Genomic DNA, 19,609 nt, shown 5'->3' with positions numbered 1-19,609 from the left:
TCGGCAGCTTTTTGCCAATTAAGATCAAGTGTGGTGTAGACCTTCAGGCCGCCTTTAAGAATAAGGTCCTGGTCAAAGTCCTTAAGTAGTAGTTCGCGGACATAGTCGGTGAAATAGGGGCTAGAGCTGTCAGATTCTTTGAAGCTGCCTAGGTTGAGCTTGATATCTTCGCCCTTAACCTTGTCATGGTCTTCCTTGCTGATGTCGCCAATCGCCAGCATACGGTCAAGTACATGGTTGCGGCGTTTTTTGCAGGCTTCCATGTTGACCGTGGGATCAAAATAGGCAGGAGAGTTGGGGATGCCAGCTAAGGTTGCGGCTTCATTGAGATCGAGGTCTTTGGCGCTCTTATTAAAGTAAGTTTTGCTGGCTGCTTCGATACCGTAAGCACCATGACCATAGTAGATGGTGTTGAGATACATCATCAAAATCTGGTCTTTGGTGTAGGTCTTTTCCATTTGAATGGCAATATACGCCTCGCGGACCTTGCGCTTGAGACTTTGCTCAAATTGCTCATCAGATAAGACAGTATTGCGGACGAGCTGCTGAGTGATGGTAGATGCACCCTCAGAGCGGCCAGCAAGCTGCGAGACAACAGCTCGAGCAATACCCTGCGGATCAACACCATTGTGCTTGTAGAAGCGCTCGTCTTCAACGTCAACGGTAGCCTTGAATACGGCATCTGCTACGTCAGCCTGCTTTACAGAGTGACGGTTTTGCAGATAGTACTCCGCCATGACCGTACCATCAGAGGCGAGTACCTGTGTAGGCTCTGCCACGAGATAGGCATCGGCCGACTGATAGTCAGGTAGATCCTGGAGCCAGCTTGAAACAAGTGCTCCAAGAGAAATACCCACGGCAGCGGCGAATAAGGCTAAAAAGCCAAAAACGCCAACAATTCCAAAGCCGACGATATGTGTGCGCGAATGCAGACGGGCCCTGCGCGTACGAATGCCCATGCAGTCCTCCTTGGGGAAGCGACATTTGCATCAACATTATAAAGGTTCGACCGCGCCTGTCCTGCTAGAGTAAGAGAGTCCATCCTTCAACTAATTTATTGTGGGGTGATGGTAGGTAATAAAATCTCAGGAGGTTTGTTGTGTTATCGGTAGAAGAGCAGCTCAAGGTAATTACTTCGGGAACTATGCAGATCGTTCCTCTAGATGAGCTCAAAAAGAAACTCGAACGTGGAGTTCCTTTGAATATAAAGCTAGGAGTCGATCCTACCTCGCCTGACCTGCACTTAGGCCATGCAGTGCCTCTGCGCAAGATGCGTCAGTTTCAAGATCTTGGTCACAAGGTAACGCTCATTATTGGCAATGGTACGGCGCTTATTGGTGATCCCTCGGGTCGTGATTCCACCCGTCCTCCTTTAACAGAGGAGCAGGTCGAAGCCAATGCTGCTACCTATGTTGAACAAGCTCTCAAGATTTTGGATCCCGAGCGTACGCAAATTGTTCACAATGGCGAATGGTTAAAACCTTTGGATCTGGGCTCAATGCTCGGTCTGATGAGCAAATTCAATGTTGCTCGTATCCTTGAGCGTGAGGACTTTCACAACCGCTACACAAATGGCATGCCAATTGCCCTGCATGAGTTTATCTATCCTGTGTTGCAAGCTTATGACTCGGTGGTTATCAAGGCCGACCTCGAGATGGGCGGTAACGACCAGATTTTTAATCTTCTTGCTGGTCGCGATTTGATGGAAAAATCTGCTATGGAACCACAGGTAGCTCTTACGATGCCGCTGCTTGTGGGCCTTGATGGTGTCAAGAAGATGTCCAAGAGCTACAAAAACTATGTTGGTCTGACGGACCCTGCTGACGAAATGTTTGGCAAGCTCATGAGCATTAACGATACCGTCGTGCCTATGTATTATCGTCTCTGCTCGACGCTTCCTGTCGATGAGGTCGATGCAATTGATGCTGCTTATGCAGATGGCACAGCCGACCCCTATCAGCTTAAGCGCGCACTTGCTCGCAATATTTGCGATCTCTACCACGGTGAAGGTGCGGGCAAAGCAGCACAAGCTGCGTTTGATGCACAGTTCAAAAAGGGCGAGCTGCCTGAAAATATTGCTGAAGTCAGCGTAGATTTGACTCCCAACGACCAAGGCAAGATTTATCTTGCCCGAGTCCTTGTCGAAGCGAGACTTTGCGCCTCGGCAGGCGATGCACGTCGTCAGATTGACGGTGGTGGAGTCAAAATTGATCAGGTTGCTGTTGCTGCAAAAAATTACAACATTGATCCCGAGCAGCTGCATAGTGGCTGTGTTGTGCAAGTTGGCAAGCGCAAGTTTGCTCGTCTTGCCTAAAGGCGGGAGCAAAAGATGACCAATCAAGTTGGCGCGCGGCAGATACCTGAGCTGCTGGCGCCCGCTGGTGGCCCTGAGGCCTTTTATGCGGCGCTGGCTGCGGGAGCCGATGCAATCTACTGTGGTCTTGGGAGCGATTTTAATGCGCGTCGAGCTGCACATAACTTCTCTGAAGAGGAGTTTCGTGAAGCCTGCCGCGTTGCTCATATTGCGGGGGCACGGGTCTATGTAACACAAAATGTCGTCATTAAGGAAAACGAGCTGGAGCGGGCGGTACGTTGGGCTGTGCATGCTTGGGTACTTGGTGCAGACGCAATCATCGTGCAAGACTGGGGCCTCATGTCGGAACTTCGTCGCCGTCGTCCTGACATCGAGATTCATGTATCCACTCAAGCAAATCTGCACGATGGGCGTGCTGTGGCATGGGTGCGTGATGTTCTTGGGGTAGAGCGAGTGACGCTATCACGCGAGCTGTCCTTGGCTGAGATTTCACGCATTGCACAAGAGGGCGTAGAGCTTGAAAACTTTGGACATGGTGCGCTTTGCTTTTGCTATTCAGGCATTTGCAAACTGAGCTCATCGGTGGGCAAACGTTCGGCAAACCGCGGTCTTTGTGCGCAACCTTGCCGTCTGCTTTATGATCTGGTGGATAGTAAGGGTCGTGTGATAGCAGTAGACGGACGCACGCGACCGCTTTGTCCCAAAGATTACTGCACGATAAGTGATTTAGCTGAGCTTTCACAAGCAGGGCTTGCTTCTCTCAAGGTAGAAGGTCGCATGAAGGCAGCTGACTATGTGTGGTCAGTAGTCTCTGCTTATCGCGGGGCGTTAGATGATGTTGCTGCAGGACGCACGCCTCGTCAGGACGATATCAATCGTCGTCGTGACTTGCTCTTGCGCTCTTTCAATCGTGACTTTACTGATGCATATCTTAGAGGTCATTGCGGCGATGAGATGATGAGCTATGATCGCTCGAATAACCGTGGTGAGCTGGCAGGAGAGGTGCTTGCGAGCCGTGACCTTGGGAGTTTTAGGCGGGTGCAGGGTGGTTCTGCAGGTGGCCGCGAGCGTACGCGTATGCATCATGAGGCTGAAGTTACCCTGCGCGTTGACGTGCCCGTGGGTAAAGGTGATTTGCTTGAGTTGAGACCGCTTGAAGATCCCTCGCAGTTCTTGACTACCTTGGCATCAAAAGATGTACGTCCTGGAGAGATCCTCATATGTCGCACGGTACGCACGCTACCTGAGGGGAGTGTGGTGCGCGTTATTCGCTCGCAAGCAGCACTGGATGCTTCGGCTTTGGCGGCACGTCCCAGCGCTGCTCCCAAACGTGCGGTAACAATGCGGGTCAGAGCACATAGGGGTATGCCACTTACGGTAGAAATGAGCTGCGTGGATGGCTCTGCTTCCGTGTGCGCTGAAGGCGATTTGGTTGAGGCAGCACGTACCAAGGCCGTAACTGCTGAGGATCTGGCGGAGCATGCGGGTAGGTTGGGCAACTCTGCGTTTGAAGCGCGAGCCATAGATGTTGAGCTTGATGAGGGAGTGGGTCTGGGCTTTTCTTCCCTGCATAAGCTGAGATCAAGGGCTTGTAGATTGCTTGAAAAAGAATTGCTTGCAGACTATGAAGGGCGCTTTGAAAATGTGGGAGTAGGGCTGCGTGGTCCTCGCGAAAAAGCTGCGTTGCGTGCTGATATGAAACCAGTGCAGACTGCAGAAATCTGTGCATTGGTGGTAACGCCTGAGGCGGCTCGCAGGGCATTGGCTGCTGGCGCTCATCGCGTGTATGTGCGTGATGATCTACTATCCTCACCAACGCTTTCAAATTGGCCTGACAAGGTGATTCCTTGGCTTGATGAGGTATGCCGTCAAGCAGATCGTAGGCGTATTGATAGCTATATTGTGCCAGGTGGCGAGCTGGCAGTAGGCAATGTATCCGAGCTGGCGGCAGCTGTTGATAGAGGTGCATACCCTGAGATAAGGGCATGTATTCCTGTACACAATGCAAGCTGTCTCTCTTGGCTTGAAGCCCAAGGTGCGCAGGGTTTTTGGCTGTCATCGGAGCTTTCGCTTGAGGAGATACGTCAGATTGCTTCCCAAGCAAAGACCCCTGTGGGCGTGACCGTATCGGGTCGTATCCGCGCAATGACGAGCGAGCATTGCATTTTGCAAGCGGCAGGGCAGTGTATAGAGGATTGTGCGCGCTGTGGGCTACGCAAGCAACGTCTGTCTTTGCGTAGTCGAGATGGCTCTTTGCTGCCTGTGCGTACAGATTTGCAGGGGCGCTCAAGGCTATATGCTGCTCGTCCTTTAGATTTGGCACCAGAGATAGGGGAGTTGCTTTCCGCTGGAGTAAGCCGTTTGATGGTAGATTGCAGTTTGTTAGGTGAGCAGGAAGTGGGCAGCGAACTCAGGCGTATCCAAGCGGCGCTTTTGGCAGCGCAGACGGGCAAACGTCCTGCTTTGCGCCTTGTGGGAAGCGATACGGGACATCTGTTGAGCCCGATTGATTAGGCGACAGGTGGATGTTTTGTTTTCCGTGGGCATCTTTGGTAGCTATGAGGTATTGATGGGAGCAGATTTGGCATTCGTGTAAAGAAAGATACCAGTGAATGCGCAAAGTTGTATCGGGTAATATAGCCTAATGTCTAGCTGACAAATAGGGATTAGAGTGAGCGTGTGTCAATATGCTCGCAAAGGAGGGGTAGAGGTGGCAGTAAACAGGGAGCTTCTTGAAAGGACGCTTGATATTATTCGCCAAAGCTTACAGGCTGATGGTGGCGATGTTGCGCTTATTGATTGTAGCGATGATGGTGTGGTAACGCTTGAAATGCAGGGTGCTTGCGCTGGCTGCCCTCTGTCTTCGTACGACATGAGTGAGGGTATCGAGCGCATTTTGATGGAGCATGTCCCAGGTGTGACCAAAGTTCAGCCTGCAATGCCGTTCTAAGGTAGTGCAGGTATGTGGCTTAATGAGCTATATCATCAGCTTAATCCCATAGCTTTTGCACTGGGTCCAGTGGTGGTGCGCTGGTATGGTTTGGCTTATCTTGCTGGTTTTGTTTTGGGCGCTGCTTGGATTTGGAAGACGCAAAAGCGATGGGGGCTGGATTTAACGCTCGATGATTTGACATCAGTCATGATTGGTCTTGCTTTTGGTGTCATTATCGGAGCGCGTCTTGCCTATGTGCTCTTTTACGGAGCTGGCTACTATCTAGAGCATCCGCTTGAGATTTTGGCATTCAACCAGGGAGGCATGAGCTTTCATGGCGGCCTTATAGGGGCAATTGTAGGAGGCGGTATTGTAGCGCGCAGACTGCATTTGTCGCTGGCAACCCTTTGTGACTTAGGAGTGAGCGCTGCACCGATTGGGCTTTTCTTTGGGCGTTGCGCCAACTTTATCAATGGTGAGCTTTGGGGCAAACCGACTGATTTGCCTTGGGGAGTTATGTTTTCTGATGCAGGTGGTGGTATGGTCTATCGCCATCCCTCGCAGCTCTACGAAGCTCTGCTTGAGGGCGTCGTGATTTTCTTGGTACTTTTTGTGCTGTCGCGACGTAAGCCTACTCTTCCACAGGGGACTTTTTTGGGTGTATTTTTGCTGCTCTATGGGGTATTCCGTGCGTTGATTGAGTTTGTGCGTGTACCAGATGCTCAGCTGGGTTATCTTTTTGGCAATTTTTTGACAATGGGCCAAATTCTGTCTTTACCATTAATTATTGCTGGCGTGGGGGTTCTCGTTATCGCTGCCCACATCAAAGCCCCGCAACGGATTTACCTCGATACATAAAGTACCCTTGCTTGTGCAGGACATCCATTTCCTAGATGGTTCATCCTTCGACTTTTCGAAAAAAATGACCTGCTGTTTTGTGATTGTTGACTTCGAAACTCGAACCATCTAAGGCTGCAGCGGTCGAAACTCGAACCATCTAAGGGCACAGCGGTCGAAAGACGAACCATCTAAGGGCACAGCGGTCGAAACTCGAACCATCTAAGGGTGCAGCGGTCGAAAGACGAACCATTTGTGCATAAAAGAAAATGCACATCTAAGAAAACACAAATCCCCACCGTCTGAGCATACTGAGCATAAACGGTGGGGATTTGCTATTGTGCAGAGCATTCATCCTCGCGCACCATAAAGCAGAGCTTATAGCCTCATGAAGGGCTCTTCCTCAAAGCCATCCTCATCATCGTCAAAGTTATCAAGTTCAGTATCTACCGCATCTTCGCTGTCGCTATGGATATGGGTATGCTCAAGCCCTTCATCATCGTCATTCCAACCATAGGCAGAGGCCACTTCTCCTTCTTCGAGTTCGGGAAGAGCAGCGGTAATAGAGCAGAGCCCCTCATCTGTAGGAACAATCTTTTCCCATTGGATGAGAACAGCAGATTCAGGTGCATGGTCAAGCTCAACCAAAGAGTCCAGATAAATAGAATGCGCGCCATCAAGCAGGTCGGACTTGGCATTTAAGCGCTCAAACATCTTTTCAAAACGATCCAGCGCTTCTTCTGCATCTGAGGCTTCTACTACAGCAGGCATCAATACATAGTTGTCAGAGACATCGTTTTCATCACTGTAGTTGAAGTTACCTATATAAAGCATGAGTGCCTCCTTTAGACGAGAAATACAACGATACAAACGCTTCACTTGTGACTTTAACGCATGTAGACTCTCAAGTGAACGAGCCTAGGTAGACGGTAAAAATTGCTAGCATCAATTACCAAGACTGCGTGGGTTTTGAGTAGGGGAGAAGCTTTCTGCTTTCCCTTGACAAGACAAACGGCTAAAATTCTACTGTTTCTACCACGATGCAAGAAGGAGACCTGCATGTCCGGACACTCTAAGTGGGCTACCACCAAGCACAAGAAGGCTGCGATTGACGCAAAGCGTTCCTCGCTCTTCTCCAAGCTCTCGCGCAACATCACTGTTGCCGCCAAGTCTGGTGGCGACCCCAACCCGGACAACAATGCAACGCTTGCCGCTGCTGTTGCTCGTGCTCGCATGGTTTCCATGCCTAATGCAAAGATTAAGGCTGCTATTGACAAGGCCTTTGGTGCTGGTGCCGATGCCGCTGTTTACGAAGAGATTAGCTATGAGGGCTATGGCCCTGCGGGTGTCGCTGTCTATGTTGACTGCCTAACCGACAATAAAAACCGCACCGCTGCGGACGTGCGCTCCGCGTTTTCTCATGCTGGTGGTAACCTTGGTACCTCGGGTTCTGTTGCGTTCCAGTTTGAGCGTAAAGGCTCTATTGCTGTTGAAAAAATCATCAAGAGCGATGACAAGAAGGTTGCTGACCGCGTCAATGCTGTCGATGAGGATGAGTTCATGATGGCAGTTGCCGAAGCTGAGGGCGACGATTATGAGGACGCCGGCGATCAGTGGATTGTTTATACCGCCTATGACAATATGCAGGATGTCCAAAAAGGTCTTGAGGCACAGGGTATTGAGGTTAAGGGTTCTGAGCTCACGATGATTGCGACGACTCCCACCGAGGTCTCTGTTGCTGATGCCAAAAAGGTTCAACGTCTTGTTGATCGCCTTGAGGAGCTTGAGGACGTTCAAAACGTTTATGACACCATGAACCGTACTGATGAGATTGAGGAGGCCCTCGCAGCTGACGAGTAGCCTCGACCTAGCTGCTTTGCGTATAGTTAGGTAAAACAGCTTTGACCAAGACGAGCATTGCGAGGTGCGCTTGAGTAGGCAATATCGCAATTATGACGACGACCTCGAGGCAGATGGCTTCGGGGTCGCTTCGCATAATCACAAAAAAGGACATTTTCAGAGTGGCTCAGCCTTCTTGCGGGGGGCGGCCGACTTGCCGCCTGTCAATTCGGCACCGCAGACTCGTCGTGCACATGCAAATCCGGATCTGCACTTGTCACAGCATCCAGCAAGTCTGACCAGTCTTGAGGCAAATCGTGCCGATTTTGACCGTCGCTATAGAAATGAAGGCTATGGCAATACTGATAGCTGGTCTGCTGCACCTATACACAGGTCTCGCAGACCTGCGCAGGAATATTTTGATGAGAGTGCCTATGATAGACAGCCAGGGCGCCAGATTCATTTTCCACACCGTGAGCACAAACGTCATGGCTTCCTAAAGTTTTTAATTGCCTTACTTGCGGTAGTTGCAGCGGTGTATGCACTGGTGTTTTTGCCTATTGATAATAGACTTGCCTTCAAAGATCCCGAGGCGAAAGGCGTAGCGGAAGCTACTCAGATGCATATTCCTCTGCAGCCCTACTATGTGCTTTTGCTGGGCTCTGATGCACGAGAAAACGATACGGTGTCGCGTGCTGATTCCATTATTTTGGCGCGCATTGACGTAGTAGCCAACAAGATTACGATGGTGTCTATTCCTCGCGATACCAAGATAGAAATCCCTGGTCACGGTATTCAAAAAATCAATGCTGCGTATGCTTTTGGCGGCGCTGGCGGCATGGCTTCCGCAGTGAGTAAGCTCGTGAATGTGCCTATTTCAAAGGTTGCTGTTATTCACTTTGATGGACTATCTTCGCTCGTAGATGCAGTGGGTGGCATTACGGTTAACGTGCCCGTGGATGTCAATGACCCTGAGTACACAGGACTTGTTCTACCTGCAGGAACCCATCAGATGGATGGCAAGACTGCACTGCTTTTCTCACGTGTTCGTCATGGCTTTGCTTTGGGTGATTTTCAACGCCAAGCAGACCAGATGCTGGTATTGCAGGCCATCATGAGTAAGGCTCGCACGCTGCCACCTTGGGAGATGTTAGGTGTTGCCAATTCAATGGCTGACATGATGGACAGCTCGATGCGTTGTTATAACATGATGCCGATTATGCTGCGCATGTTGGGCGGATCACCAACTATTTATCGTGTAGCACTACCATCTACGACAGATTATATTGATGGTGTGTCTTATGTCATTAATGATGAAGCGGCAACTTCGCGTCTGATGGAGGTCATCAATGCAGGTGGCAACCCTGAGGACGAGAATGTAAAGACTGGCGTGGAATAAAAGCAAGCAAAGCATGTGTCCGGCGCTTGCGTTATCCTTCATAAGAGTAGATTAATTGCGGCCTGAGTGCTGCAGAGTATGAGGAGGTGGGGCATGAGCGGATTTAAGCGCTTATGCATGTTTGTCTTTGGACTGGCTGGAATGGCCTGCCTCGCAATACTAGTGCTACCTTGGTATGGCATCTATCAGCATGGCATTGCGACTGTGCTCGCCCATCCTATTGGTGGTACAGCTGCTCTTGTGCTTGCCTGCATTACAGGCCTTGGTTTGTTGGTATGTCTGTTGGGTGCTCTGTTTACCCCACGAAACCCGCATTCGGTTATTGTGTCTGTTGTTAACGGCGATGAGGTGCACGTCACACGTGATGCTATTCGTGCACAGGCTGTGCATACCATAGAGCGCGATGGTACGTTGACGGCACGGAGCGTGAGCGTCAAAGCAAAGAAACGCGGCCATGTGCGTGTCTTTTGTCGCATTCAGCCCAACAACACGATTAATGTTGCAGCAGTGGGAACAGAGCTTCATGACCGCTTGATGGTTGGTCTTGCTGAGATATGTGGCGATACCGTAGATAGCGTCACGATGGAGTTTGTTGATCCCATTACCCATGACGAGCCTGTCAATTTTGATAGCCTTGAAGCCAGCTATGCTCATACGATGGCAAAAGCACATCCCGTATCGGCAGCGCCTGAATCTCAGTCAACTATCCCCGAAGCGCCTGTTGCTGAAGATATTCGTGTACCCATGGGACACACGACGACCTTGCGCCCACCTCAGCTTGAGTCTGAGACCACTGACGATGATGATTTTTCTGTTGACATGGATATAACTAAAGAAGTCCCTACAACTGATAGGGAGGACTCGTAATGCAAGAAAAGAAACCCAAGATGACCATAGAACAGCAGATGGCTGCCGGCAAAGAAGAACAGACCCACACAACTGAAGCTAACTCACCACAACTGATGTCTCATGAGAATGCGTCCCAGCAGAGTGCTGATACGGGTAAGCTTCCACATCAGGCTGTTGTTGAGTGGGTTCATCGGAGCTTTCCGGGTCACGAGAATGCCGTTTATGGTGGTCTCATAGGCCTTGCATTAGCAATTCTTTTTTTGATTGCTGGTCCTTGGACCACGTTAGAAATTGCTTTTTTCTGCATTGTTGGTGTTGCGGTGGGGCAGTTACTTGACGGTGATCCCCGTATTATTCGTACCATTCGCTCATTTTTTGAGCCTCGCAATTAAGATTATGAACTGGCCTTTGTGCAGCTAGAAAGGACACTTCCATGAGTGAAGACAAAAAGCAGGAGCTTGAGCAGGAAGTTTCTCAGGAAAGTGTAGATACACCTGCAGCCCCCCTTGCTGCTATTGAGGAAAGCGAGAGCAATACTGCTATAGAGCCTGTCTGGGATGGAGATGAGGGAGTGGCTGTTGATTCCGAAGAAGATCTCGACAGTGAAGACTCCCTGACATTCTCCAACGGTGTTATTGAAAAAATTGTAGCCATTGCTATGCGCGATGTGCCAGGTGTTATTGGTATGAAGGGTGGCTGGCTCGATCGTGTACAGGAGACCTTTGGTGCCCATGCGCCTCGCAAGGGTGTTACGGTTGAGGTTACCCCCGATTCTGCTGTACGTGTCAATATCTCAGTCATGATTGAGTACGGTGCCTATGCTCCCCAGGTCTTTGAGGATGTCAAAAAGACCGTGGTCAAGCAAGTCATGGGTATGACGGGACTCGAAGTTGCTGGCGTCAATCTTCGTATTGAGGATGTCTTGACGCAGGAAGAGTATGCTGCTTCCAAGCGCGCCGATGCCGCTGCCGCAGCTGCTGCTGAAGCGGCTGTACAGGCTGAGACTACCGACACCGAAACAGAGGAATAAGCGTGAGTTTGCGCACATCAGTTGCAATCGCTCTAGGAAGGCTCACTTCTTGGGGCTTGCGGGATTTGCTTCACCGCAATGCATCCCAGCTACCTGGCAGAGTGGCACTGGGTATAGATTCTCAGGTGATTGCAGCTTTGGCAGGAAAACTGCAAAAGGGCTCGATTGTTATTTGCGGCACAAATGGTAAGACCACTACAAGCAATATAGTGGCATCTGCTATTGAGGCTGCTGGTAAGCGTGTACTGTGCAATCGCGTGGGGGCAAATATGGCTCCTGGTGTCGCGGCGGCGCTGCTTCCTGGAAAGACGGCAGACTGGGCAGTGATTGAGGCGGACGAACTCTCAACAGTTCATATCCTTCCGCAGCTGCAACCCAAGTATCTTGTGCTGCTCAATCTCTTTCGAGATCAGTTAGATCGGGCAGGTGAGATTGAGCACGTACAGGATGTTATTGTGTCAGCCCTGCAAACATCTCCTGAGACTTGTCTTGTGTGCTGTGGCGATGATCCGCTCTCGGTAGGCGTAGCTTATCGTGCTGCTCAGGCAGGGACGCAGGTGTTGAGCTTTGGTATTGGTGAGGATTTAGATCAAGCAGCAGACCGTGTGCCCGAAGCGCGTTTTTGCCAGCGCTGTGGAGCAGAGCTTAGCTATGACTATCGCAGTTATGCACAACTGGGCGCATTTCGTTGCCCCAACTGTGACTTTGCTCGTCCTGAGCTCGACTTTGTGGCTCGCGAGGTCAGAGTAGGCCGTGAAGGAATCACATTTAGTGTGTCAGGGCCTGGCTTTGGTAATAAAAGGCCCCTGCAGCTCCACGCTGATTTTGGTGGCGTTTACATGGTGTATAACCTGCTTGCTGCCTATGCTGCAGCGCATCTTGCTGCAGTCGATGCTGCAAGTTTTCAGCGGACTATAGATGCATATAAGCCTGCCAATGGTCGCTTGCAGCACTTCAACATTTATGGTCGCGAAGTTGTTCTCAACCTTGCAAAAAATCCTACGGGTTTTAACCAAAATATTTCTCTATTGTTGGCGGATAAGCGTCCCAAACATGTGCATATTGCCATTAATGACAAGGTAAATGATGGTAAGGACATCTCCTGGATTTGGGATGTCGATTTTGAGCGCCTTGCTGACGATGAGAATCCTATACAGCTATATTGCAGTGGCACTCGCGCAAATGATTTGCAAGTACGCCTTAAGTATGCAGGGATTGCATCATCAATTTCTGAAAGTGTAAAGAGTACACTCGCTTCACTTGATGCCTCCGATACAAAACAAACACTCTATGTACTCACAAATTACTCGGCGCTCTGGCCTGCCAAAGCTGAGCTTGAAGAGATGAGGGCGCGCCATGTCTAGTACTTCTCGGACACTTCGTATTGCGCATCTCTATCCTGAGCTGCTTAATCTTTATGGCGATTCGGGCAATATCCTTGTGTTGCGTCGTCGTTTGGAATGGCGCGGGATTGCCTGTGAGGTCATTGAATACCATATGGGCGATCGTCCGACTTTTTCGGATATAGATATCGCTTTTATTGGTGGGGGATCTGACCGTGAGCAGAGTATTGTTTGTAAGGCGCTGCTCTCGGTTCAAACAGAGCTGTCTGCTTTTGTTGAGGATAATGGTGTCCTTGCGGCAGTTTGTGGTGGCTATCAGCTACTTGGTTCCAACTATTTGATGGGTGATGAAAAGCTCCCCGGTCTCGCTTTGGTGGACATGTATACCGATAGAGCAGAGCCGCGCCTTATTGGCAATATTGTAGTGGAGAGTCGCATATCCCCGCAGCGTATTGTGGGATATGAAAACCATGGTGGGCGCACGCATTTAGGTGCTGGCGTTGAGCCTATGGGCAAGGTTTTATATGGTCACGGCAATGATGGCAAGACGGGTTTTGAAGGTTGCCTCTACAAAAATGTGCTAGGCACCTATATTCATGGGCCCCTGCTCCCAAAAAATCCTGGGGTAGCAGACTATCTGATTGCCTCTGCGCTCGAGCGTCGCTACGGTGATACAACGCTCGAGCCGCTCGATGATGCAGAGGAGCTTGAAGCAAACTCTGTTATGACAAAACGTTTGCTTCTAGGTAAGGTAAAAGAGCAGTAGACGTGTTTTGTCTTGCTTGAGAGCGCTCTAATTGCTTAGCGTATTTTACCTGCATACACTAGATACGAGTAGAGATACATCCATACAACTCCACCCAACAAAATTACGGTAAGAATGGGTGCTGCGAGTGCTTGCAACATATCGCTGGCAAGACCACAGATGATGAGTCCTGCTCCCATAAATATGGACGTAATGCCGCCCATGCGATGTGTTCTTTGCCAACAATGCTCGTCTGCCAGCGCCCAAGGTGTCTTGATGCCAAAGCTGTAATTCTGGCGTACGCGAGGAAGATAATTCCCTAGAGCGATGAGGCCTACTCCTACTGTGCAGAGTATAAGCAGAGGAATTATCTTGCTGCTTTGAGGAATCCAACCAAACACAGTGGCCTCTGTAATCCAAGAAAGGATAATAAAAAAACAGCTCGTAGCAATGATAAAGCCATGCCAAAGCTCTTTAATTTTTTTATAGGCCTCGCCTTTTGGATCAAGCTTGGGGATAAAGTAAAAAAGAACTAACATACCCAGAGGTAGGCTCGACAAAATCAGTGCTACCCAATGAGGGGCATAACCATCAATCTGCCCATTCATATCCCAATGCGTAGGAATGGTCTGAGGGAGCTTCGGATAAAAATAGAGATGAGCTGCAAAATTAATGAGGCAAAGCAGAGCTATTGTCAGCCAAAACTTCTTTTCTTTAGTCTTCATGGTCTTGTACCCCTTCGTGTGACGTGAGCTCAAACAGCCACGCCATAAGTCCTTGAACAACGGTGGTATTGAGTCGATAGCGTACGTAGAGTCCTTCTTTTTCAGAACTTACAAGCCCTGCATTTTTGAGAATGGCAAGATGATGGCTGAGGGTGGCTTTGCTCAGGTCAAAATGCTCGGCAATTTCACCTGCCGTGAGTTCTTGGTCTTGTAAGAGTTCCAAAATTCGTCTGCGTGTTACATCAGATAGTGCAGTGAATGCTTCTCCAGCCATGTCCTTTCCTCACTAATTCGATGAATATCAAATTAGTATGAGATGGTATGACAGTGCTCTTCTTGCGTCAAGACTGATTTTTGTTGGCTGAAACCTATAATGAAACGCGATGAAAGGAAGTAAGCCATGTATGACAATGAATACGTACCAGGTCGCAACGACGAATGTTGGTGTGGTTCGGGCAAGAAGTACAAGAAATGCCATATGCGCAAAGATGAGCGTATGGAAAAACTCGCGCTTGCGGGTGAAGAGCTGCTCCCTCGCAGTCTCATGAAGTCCGAGGCTGATATTGAGGGCATTCGTAAATCTGCTGTAATTAATCGTGGCGTGCTAGATATGGTGGGGAAGCGCATTGCTCCAGGAGTTACCACCGAGGAGATTGATACGTGGATTTATGAATATACCACCGCACATGGCGGCGTCCCTGCTGACCTTAACTACGAGGGCTATCCAAAAAGTGTTTGTACCTCAATTAACGATGTTGTCTGCCACGGGATTCCTTCTCCTAAGGTAGTGCTGCAGGAAGGCGATATTGTTAACGTTGACTGTTCGACTATCTTGAATGGTTATTTCTCGGACTCGAGTCGAATGTTTTGTATTGGTGAGGTTTCCGATGAGCGTCGCCGTTTGGTAGAGGTTACGCACGAGTCGGTTAAGGCGGGACTTGAGGCAGTTAAGCCTTGGGGTCATCTCGGTGATGTTTCTTATGCTGTTCAACGCTGCGTTGAAGAAGCAGGATATTCGGTGGTTCGCGAGTATGGTGGGCACGGCATTGGAAAAGAGTTCCACGAGGATCCTTTTGTGAGCTTTGTAGGTGAGCCAGGTACCGATTATGTGCTTGTTCCTGGTATGTGTTTTACCATTGAGCCTATGGTTAATGCAGGCGCTCACGACATCTGGATTGATCAAAGTGACGGTTGGGTAGTCCGTACCAAGGACGGTAGTGATTCTGCTCAGTGGGAAGTCCAGTTGGTTGTTACCGAAGATGGATATGAGCTTTTGTCTTGGTAGCCTTGCTTTATAGCTTTGTTGCTTGCTCAATATATTCAAAAATGGGTGCCAATAATACTTGGCACCTTTTTTAATTAAAAGTTTTTTCTTTTGGGTGGGAATCTGTCATAAAAACTGTTATAACACTGTTATATAGTTAGCTAAGGATAACTAATAGGAAGGAAAGAGATGGAACCTTCATCGTTAAAGGCATCTCAAAAATCGTCGCCTCTCATGAGACTTTTGGGATGGTCTGAGAAAAAATGGAGCTATGTGCTCAGCGTTATTCTTGCGATTATTGGTGTTGCAGGAAGTATGGCTGCCTATTTTGCTGCCGGTCATATGATCGCAGGAATCCTTACAGGACAACGAAATTGGGACTTCTTTTTGTACTGGGGAGTAGTTGCAGCGATAGGTTACCTCGTTTATCTGGTGTTCCACTTTGCCTCAACGGCAATTTCACATATGGCTACATTTGCTACTATCTCGAATATACGTCAGCTTTTGGCCAAAAAACTTGTTCATGTTCCCATGGGTTATGTTCTTGATATTCCCTCAGGAACACTTAAATCATTGATGATTGAGAAAGTCGATAGCATTGAGACTATGCTCGCTCATGCGATCCCTGAGCTAACATCAAACTTGTTGATTCCCGCGCTCGTTTTGATATATCTAATTACCCTTGACTGGAGGTTAGCGTTGGCGGCACTTATCCCGTTTCTTTTGGGAATGCTCTGCATGGTGGGAATGACCCGTGATTATGCAACATGGTACGGCAATACCGTAACAACGGGTAAAGCCATGAATGATGCCTCGGTTGAGTATGTCGCTGGTATTGAGGTTATCAAGGCGTTTGGGCAATCTGCCAGCTCATATGAGAAATTCTCCCGTGCCGTTCACGCATCGGCACATGCCTATATTGATTGGATGGCACATTGCCAAGTATGGGCGAATGGTGCATATTCACTCGCGCCCGCAACGCTTGTGACCGTATTGCCTTTAGGTTGCCTATTTGTTGCGCAGAAAACGCTTGACCCAGCTACCTTTGTCATGTGTGCTGTTCTTTCAGTGGGTATCTTTCCACCACTTTATGCAGCGGCGACTTTTGCAGATTCTTTGGCGCAGATTGGCACGACGGTAGATGAGATTGCCAAGGTGCTTGACTTGCCCAATCAGCGTCGTGCCACAAAGCCGATCGTGCTTGAAAATTATGACATCAGCCTTTCAGATGTGTATTTTTCTTATAGTGACCAAGAGGTTATTCATGGCGTAAATTTGGAAATAAAAGCAGGACAGATGACCGCTTTGGTTGGACCTTCTGGTTCGGGAAAGTCGACCCTTGCTCGGCTTATTGCAGGTTTTTGGGATGCTCATAGTGGCAAGGTATGTATTGGCGGACATGCGCTGCAAGAGATGACTGCAGAGCAACTGACACAGCAAATTGCCTATGTTGACCAAAATAGTTATTTGTTTAATGAAAGCATCATGAACAATATTCGTATGGGCAGGCCACAAGCAAGTGATGCAGAGGTAATAGCTTGTGCAAAAGCTTCGGGTTGTCATGATTTTATTGCTGCATTGCCGCAAGGCTATCAGACAGTCGTGGGTAGTGCGGGCGGCCATCTTTCAGGTGGCGAACGTCAGCGCATTACTATTGCACGTGCCATGTTGAAAGATGCACCCATTGTGCTGCTTGACGAAGCTACCGCCTATTCCGACCCCGAAAGCGAGGTTGAAGTTGAGTCAGCAGTTGGCAAATTGGTAACCGGCAAAACGCTGATTGTAATTGCACATCGACTTTCTACAATCCGTGATGCTGATTTGATTGTGGTGATGTCAAAGGGCTGCGTTGAAGCCCAGGGCACTCATCGTGAGCTTATGGAAAATTGCCCGCTTTATGCAGATATGTATACAGCGCACATCGGCGCACGCGACGAGGCCTAAAGGAGGGCAATACTATGTTTTCTGTTTTAAGAAAGTATTTTATATTTGGCAATGCCTACCAACTCAAATTAAAGCGCGGCCTCATCTTTACTCTTCTACATGCGCTTTTTGAGTCCTTACAAATTACGGCACTTTGGGTTGTACTCTCTAGTCTTGTTCGTAATGAAGTATCAGCAACAACGGCTCTCATTTCTCTTGTCGTAATGCTCGTGAATATTATTGGATCCTTTGTTACGACGCATCTTGCTAGCATGAATTTTTGCTGGGCTAATTATGGTAACGCGGGAAAAAAACGTATGGATATAGGCGATAAATTGCGTCATCTGCCGATGGGTTACTTCAATGAAAAAAGCTTAGGAGAAGTTACAAGCATTATGACAAATACCCTTGATGACATGCAAAATCTTGGCGGTTTGGTTTACCAGGCAGTCCTTGGTGGTCTAGCTTTTTCACTAATGATTTGCGTCATGATGTTTGTGCTCGATTGGAGATTGGGTCTTTTGACCCTTACCACTACTGCCTTGTTTGCGGGTAGTATGGAGCTTCTACAGCGGTTTGTCCGCGTGGCATCTGACAGGCGAACTGCCGCTCAGCAGTCCATCGTAGAAGCTGTACTTGAGTATGTCCGTGGTATTTCAGTTGTACGCGCTTTCTCCCTTCTTGATAGTGCACAGAATAAATTGACTTGTGCCATTGTTGCCTGTGAAAAAGAAAATATTAGCTTTGAATTTGCTGCCATGCGCTTTGCCCTTATGCAGGCCGTAGTCTCAAAAGCTACAAGCGTTGCTCTGTGTCTTCTTTCATGCTGGCTCTATCTAACGGGTTCAATGGATGCAGGTATTAGTCTTACGATGATAGTTGCTTCATTTATGGTATTTAGCCGTCTTGAAATGTCAGGAGCTTTTTCTACTATTTTGCGCCATATAGAAGTTGCAATGCAACGTGTTGACTCGCTGCTCGCTACGGAAGAAATGAGTGAAGGGCTTGGAAAAGAAGTACCAGATAATCTCGATATTACGCTGAGTCATGTCTGTTTTGGTTATGGAAAAGAACGGATTCTAGAAGATGTCAGTTTTAGCATTCCATCAGGTACATCCTGTGCAATCGTTGGTCCTTCTGGTTCGGGCAAAACTACCTTGGCACGTTTAATTGAACGCTTTTGGGATGTAAATGAGGGCAGTATCAGTCTAGGCAGCTACGATGTGCGCGACTATAAAGTTGATGCGTTGCTTTCAAATTTCTCTACCGTGTTCCAAGGCGTATTTCTCTTTGACGATACGATTGAAAATAATATTAAGTTCGGCTCTCCCAATGCTACTCATAAGCAGGTAGTACAAGCAGCGCAAAGAGCATGTTGTCATGACTTTATTACTGCTTTGCCTGATGGTTATGAGACGCGCCTAGGTGAAAATGGTTCAGTGCTTTCGGGGGGAGAACGCCAGAGACTGTCAATTGCGCGAGCGATTTTAAAAGACGCACCAATTGTGGTGCTTGATGAAGCAACGGCAAATGTTGATCCAGAAAATGAGTTGGAGTTGCAGCATGCGATCGCTGAGCTTATCTCTTGTAAGACGGTTATCTTGATTGCGCATCGCCTCAAAACGGTACGCAATGCCGATCAGATACTCGTGTGTGACAAAGGACGTATTGTCCAGCGTGGTACACACGATATGCTTATGCAGCAAGATGGTCTTTATGCCACATTTGTAAATATGCGTAAGCAAGCAGCTGGTTGGAAGATAGCTTCTCTATAAAGCCTGTATGCCCGCTTGCCTATAATGGCACTGCAAGGCAGGCGGGCGAGAGGGACATTGGTATGACAGCAGTACAGAGTTCTTCACGAGAAAAAATTCTTGCTGCGGCTCGTAATGAGTTTTGGAAGCACGGTTTTGAGAAGGCATCTCTGCGTACGATAGCGCAACAAACACATATGACCACGGGTGCTATCTATGGTTATTTCACTTCAAAACAAGCGCTTTTTGATGCGCTTGTTGAGCCCGCCGCTGCGGGCCTTCTTGCCCTTTTTGAAAAAGCCCAAGAGGATTTCTATGCCTTAAGTCCCGATAGGCAAGGCATGGAAGCCATGCTTGATTACACGCTTGCGGTGAGTAAGCGTATAACTGAAGCACTTTATGCTAATCGTGATTCTTTTTTGCTTGTGTTAGAAAAAGCAGGTGGTACACCATGGGAAAACTACGTTGATCGCTTTGTGGAGATTGAGGTAAAAAGCACGGCTGAATATATTGAAATCTGTAATGTTCGAAGCAATGAGAGTGTGTCTCCCATCTCTGACATTCTGACGCATGCCCTCGCGCGCTCTTATTTTTCCTGTCTCTTTGAAATTTTTTATAATGAGCCGGATGAAAGAATCGCTGCTGCATATATACA

19 protein-coding genes are annotated in these 19,609 nt (G+C 48.6%); 15 read left to right on the top strand and 4 right to left on the bottom strand.

What is annotated here, in order from left to right; all coding sequences use genetic code 11:
* On the bottom strand, positions 1 to 959 hold a 959-nt coding region (locus tag Q0X25_RS03440), incomplete at its 3' end, for a transglycosylase domain-containing protein (protein WP_298579053.1).
* Positions 960 to 1,099: 140 nt separating this feature from the next.
* Here Q0X25_RS03440 and tyrS point away from each other — a divergent pair.
* From tyrS to lgt, 4 genes are all read left to right on the top strand, one after another.
* Positions 1,100 to 2,314: a tyrosine--tRNA ligase gene (gene tyrS / locus Q0X25_RS03435; RefSeq protein ID WP_298579052.1), complete on the top strand. Its 1,215-nt coding sequence runs from the start codon at positions 1,100 to 1,102 to the stop codon at positions 2,312 to 2,314.
* 15 nt (positions 2,315 to 2,329) lie between these two features.
* Positions 2,330 to 4,828, top strand: a complete 2,499-nt coding sequence (locus Q0X25_RS03430) for a U32 family peptidase (RefSeq protein WP_298579051.1) — start codon at positions 2,330 to 2,332, stop codon at positions 4,826 to 4,828.
* 196 nt (positions 4,829 to 5,024) lie between these two features.
* A complete protein-coding gene (locus Q0X25_RS03425) occupies positions 5,025 to 5,264 on the top strand; it encodes a NifU family protein (RefSeq protein ID WP_298579050.1) in 240 nt (79 codons plus the stop codon).
* A 12-nt stretch (positions 5,265 to 5,276) separates the two neighbouring features.
* Positions 5,277 to 6,104, top strand: a complete 828-nt coding sequence (gene lgt, locus Q0X25_RS03420) for a prolipoprotein diacylglyceryl transferase (RefSeq protein WP_298579049.1) — start codon at positions 5,277 to 5,279, stop codon at positions 6,102 to 6,104.
* A gap of 357 nt (positions 6,105 to 6,461) precedes the next feature.
* Here the strand turns inward: lgt and Q0X25_RS03415 are convergent, their stop codons facing one another.
* Positions 6,462 to 6,917, bottom strand: coding sequence for a hypothetical protein (locus Q0X25_RS03415; RefSeq protein WP_298579048.1), 456 nt, complete (start codon positions 6,915 to 6,917; stop codon positions 6,462 to 6,464).
* Positions 6,918 to 7,142: 225 nt separating this feature from the next.
* Here Q0X25_RS03415 and Q0X25_RS03410 point away from each other — a divergent pair, with 225 nt between their 5' ends.
* The 7 genes from Q0X25_RS03410 (at position 7,143) to Q0X25_RS03380 (ending at position 13,309) form a co-directional block, all read left to right on the top strand.
* Positions 7,143 to 7,943, top strand: coding sequence for a YebC/PmpR family DNA-binding transcriptional regulator (locus tag Q0X25_RS03410; protein ID WP_298579047.1), 801 nt, complete (start codon positions 7,143 to 7,145; stop codon positions 7,941 to 7,943).
* 70 nt (positions 7,944 to 8,013) lie between these two features.
* Positions 8,014 to 9,321: an LCP family protein gene (locus Q0X25_RS03405; RefSeq protein WP_298579046.1), complete on the top strand. Its 1,308-nt coding sequence runs from the start codon at positions 8,014 to 8,016 to the stop codon at positions 9,319 to 9,321.
* 93 nt (positions 9,322 to 9,414) lie between these two features.
* Positions 9,415 to 10,188, top strand: a complete 774-nt coding sequence (locus Q0X25_RS03400) for a hypothetical protein (RefSeq protein ID WP_298579045.1) — start codon at positions 9,415 to 9,417, stop codon at positions 10,186 to 10,188.
* Positions 10,188 to 10,562 (top strand): DUF2273 domain-containing protein, encoded by a 375-nt coding sequence (locus Q0X25_RS03395; RefSeq protein ID WP_298579044.1) that lies wholly within the window; start codon positions 10,188 to 10,190, stop codon positions 10,560 to 10,562. Before Q0X25_RS03400 ends, Q0X25_RS03395 begins: the two co-directional genes overlap by 1 nt.
* 41 nt (positions 10,563 to 10,603) lie before the next feature.
* Entirely contained in the window at positions 10,604 to 11,200 is a 597-nt protein-coding gene (locus Q0X25_RS03390; RefSeq protein WP_298579043.1) for an Asp23/Gls24 family envelope stress response protein, read from the top strand.
* 2 nt (positions 11,201 to 11,202) lie between these two features.
* Complete coding sequence (locus Q0X25_RS03385; RefSeq protein ID WP_298579042.1) at positions 11,203 to 12,564, top strand: Mur ligase family protein; 1,362 nt, start codon at positions 11,203 to 11,205, stop codon at positions 12,562 to 12,564.
* Positions 12,557 to 13,309 carry a type 1 glutamine amidotransferase gene (locus Q0X25_RS03380; protein ID WP_298579041.1) on the top strand — a complete coding sequence of 251 codons (753 nt, stop codon included), beginning with the start codon at positions 12,557 to 12,559 and terminating at the stop codon, positions 13,307 to 13,309. The genes Q0X25_RS03385 and Q0X25_RS03380 overlap by 8 nt, the downstream gene beginning before the upstream one ends.
* Before the next feature lie 35 nt (positions 13,310 to 13,344).
* Here the strand turns inward: Q0X25_RS03380 and Q0X25_RS03375 are convergent, their stop codons facing one another.
* Together Q0X25_RS03375 and Q0X25_RS03370 are read right to left on the bottom strand one after the other, a co-directional pair.
* Positions 13,345 to 14,013 (bottom strand): SdpI family protein, encoded by a 669-nt coding sequence (locus Q0X25_RS03375; protein WP_298579040.1) that lies wholly within the window; start codon positions 14,011 to 14,013, stop codon positions 13,345 to 13,347.
* The gene (locus tag Q0X25_RS03370) at positions 14,003 to 14,287 is read right to left on the bottom strand and encodes an autorepressor SdpR family transcription factor (RefSeq protein ID WP_298579039.1); all 285 of its coding nucleotides are present in this window, start codon (positions 14,285 to 14,287) and stop codon (positions 14,003 to 14,005) included. The genes Q0X25_RS03375 and Q0X25_RS03370 overlap by 11 nt, the downstream gene beginning before the upstream one ends.
* Positions 14,288 to 14,413: 126 nt before the next feature.
* On the opposite strand from Q0X25_RS03370, the gene Q0X25_RS03365 reads away from it, so the two are divergent.
* The 4 genes from Q0X25_RS03365 to Q0X25_RS03350 form a co-directional block, all read left to right on the top strand.
* Positions 14,414 to 15,298, top strand: coding sequence for a methionyl aminopeptidase (locus Q0X25_RS03365; RefSeq protein WP_298579038.1), 885 nt, complete (start codon positions 14,414 to 14,416; stop codon positions 15,296 to 15,298).
* A gap of 252 nt (positions 15,299 to 15,550) precedes the next feature.
* Positions 15,551 to 17,221, top strand: a complete 1,671-nt coding sequence (locus Q0X25_RS03360; RefSeq protein WP_298579036.1) for an ABC transporter ATP-binding protein — start codon at positions 15,551 to 15,553, stop codon at positions 17,219 to 17,221.
* A 14-nt stretch (positions 17,222 to 17,235) separates the two neighbouring features.
* On the top strand, positions 17,236 to 18,975 hold the full coding sequence (locus Q0X25_RS03355; RefSeq protein WP_298579035.1) for an ABC transporter ATP-binding protein: 1,740 nt from the start codon (positions 17,236 to 17,238) through the stop codon (positions 18,973 to 18,975).
* Between the two features lie 62 nt (positions 18,976 to 19,037).
* On the top strand, positions 19,038 to 19,609 hold a 572-nt coding region (locus tag Q0X25_RS03350; protein WP_298579034.1), incomplete at its 3' end, for a TetR/AcrR family transcriptional regulator.

The sequence above is a fragment of the uncultured Olegusella sp. genome (assembly GCF_947253395.1).
In the GTDB taxonomy this organism is placed as follows: domain Bacteria; phylum Actinomycetota; class Coriobacteriia; order Coriobacteriales; family Atopobiaceae; genus Olegusella.
This window is presented reverse-complemented; position numbering and strand designations above follow the sequence as displayed.

Excerpts from the sequence above, each read along its gene's own strand:
- Q0X25_RS03430 (WP_298579051.1), top strand. The coding sequence starts at position 2,330 with ATGACCAATCAAGTTGGCGCGCGGCAGATACCTGAGCTGCTGGCGCCC.
- lgt (WP_298579049.1), top strand. The coding sequence starts at position 5,277 with ATGTGGCTTAATGAGCTATATCATCAGCTTAATCCCATAGCTTTTGCA.
- Q0X25_RS03415 (WP_298579048.1), bottom strand. The coding sequence starts at position 6,917 with ATGCTTTATATAGGTAACTTCAACTACAGTGATGAAAACGATGTCTCT.
- Q0X25_RS03410 (WP_298579047.1), top strand. The coding sequence starts at position 7,143 with ATGTCCGGACACTCTAAGTGGGCTACCACCAAGCACAAGAAGGCTGCG.
- Q0X25_RS03400 (WP_298579045.1), top strand. The coding sequence starts at position 9,415 with ATGAGCGGATTTAAGCGCTTATGCATGTTTGTCTTTGGACTGGCTGGA.
- Q0X25_RS03395 (WP_298579044.1), top strand. The coding sequence starts at position 10,188 with ATGCAAGAAAAGAAACCCAAGATGACCATAGAACAGCAGATGGCTGCC.
- Q0X25_RS03390 (WP_298579043.1), top strand. The coding sequence starts at position 10,604 with ATGAGTGAAGACAAAAAGCAGGAGCTTGAGCAGGAAGTTTCTCAGGAA.
- Q0X25_RS03380 (WP_298579041.1), top strand. The coding sequence starts at position 12,557 with ATGTCTAGTACTTCTCGGACACTTCGTATTGCGCATCTCTATCCTGAG.
- Q0X25_RS03375 (WP_298579040.1), bottom strand. The coding sequence starts at position 14,013 with ATGAAGACTAAAGAAAAGAAGTTTTGGCTGACAATAGCTCTGCTTTGC.
- Q0X25_RS03370 (WP_298579039.1), bottom strand. The coding sequence starts at position 14,287 with ATGGCTGGAGAAGCATTCACTGCACTATCTGATGTAACACGCAGACGA.
- Q0X25_RS03365 (WP_298579038.1), top strand. The coding sequence starts at position 14,414 with ATGTATGACAATGAATACGTACCAGGTCGCAACGACGAATGTTGGTGT.
- Q0X25_RS03355 (WP_298579035.1), top strand. The coding sequence starts at position 17,236 with ATGTTTTCTGTTTTAAGAAAGTATTTTATATTTGGCAATGCCTACCAA.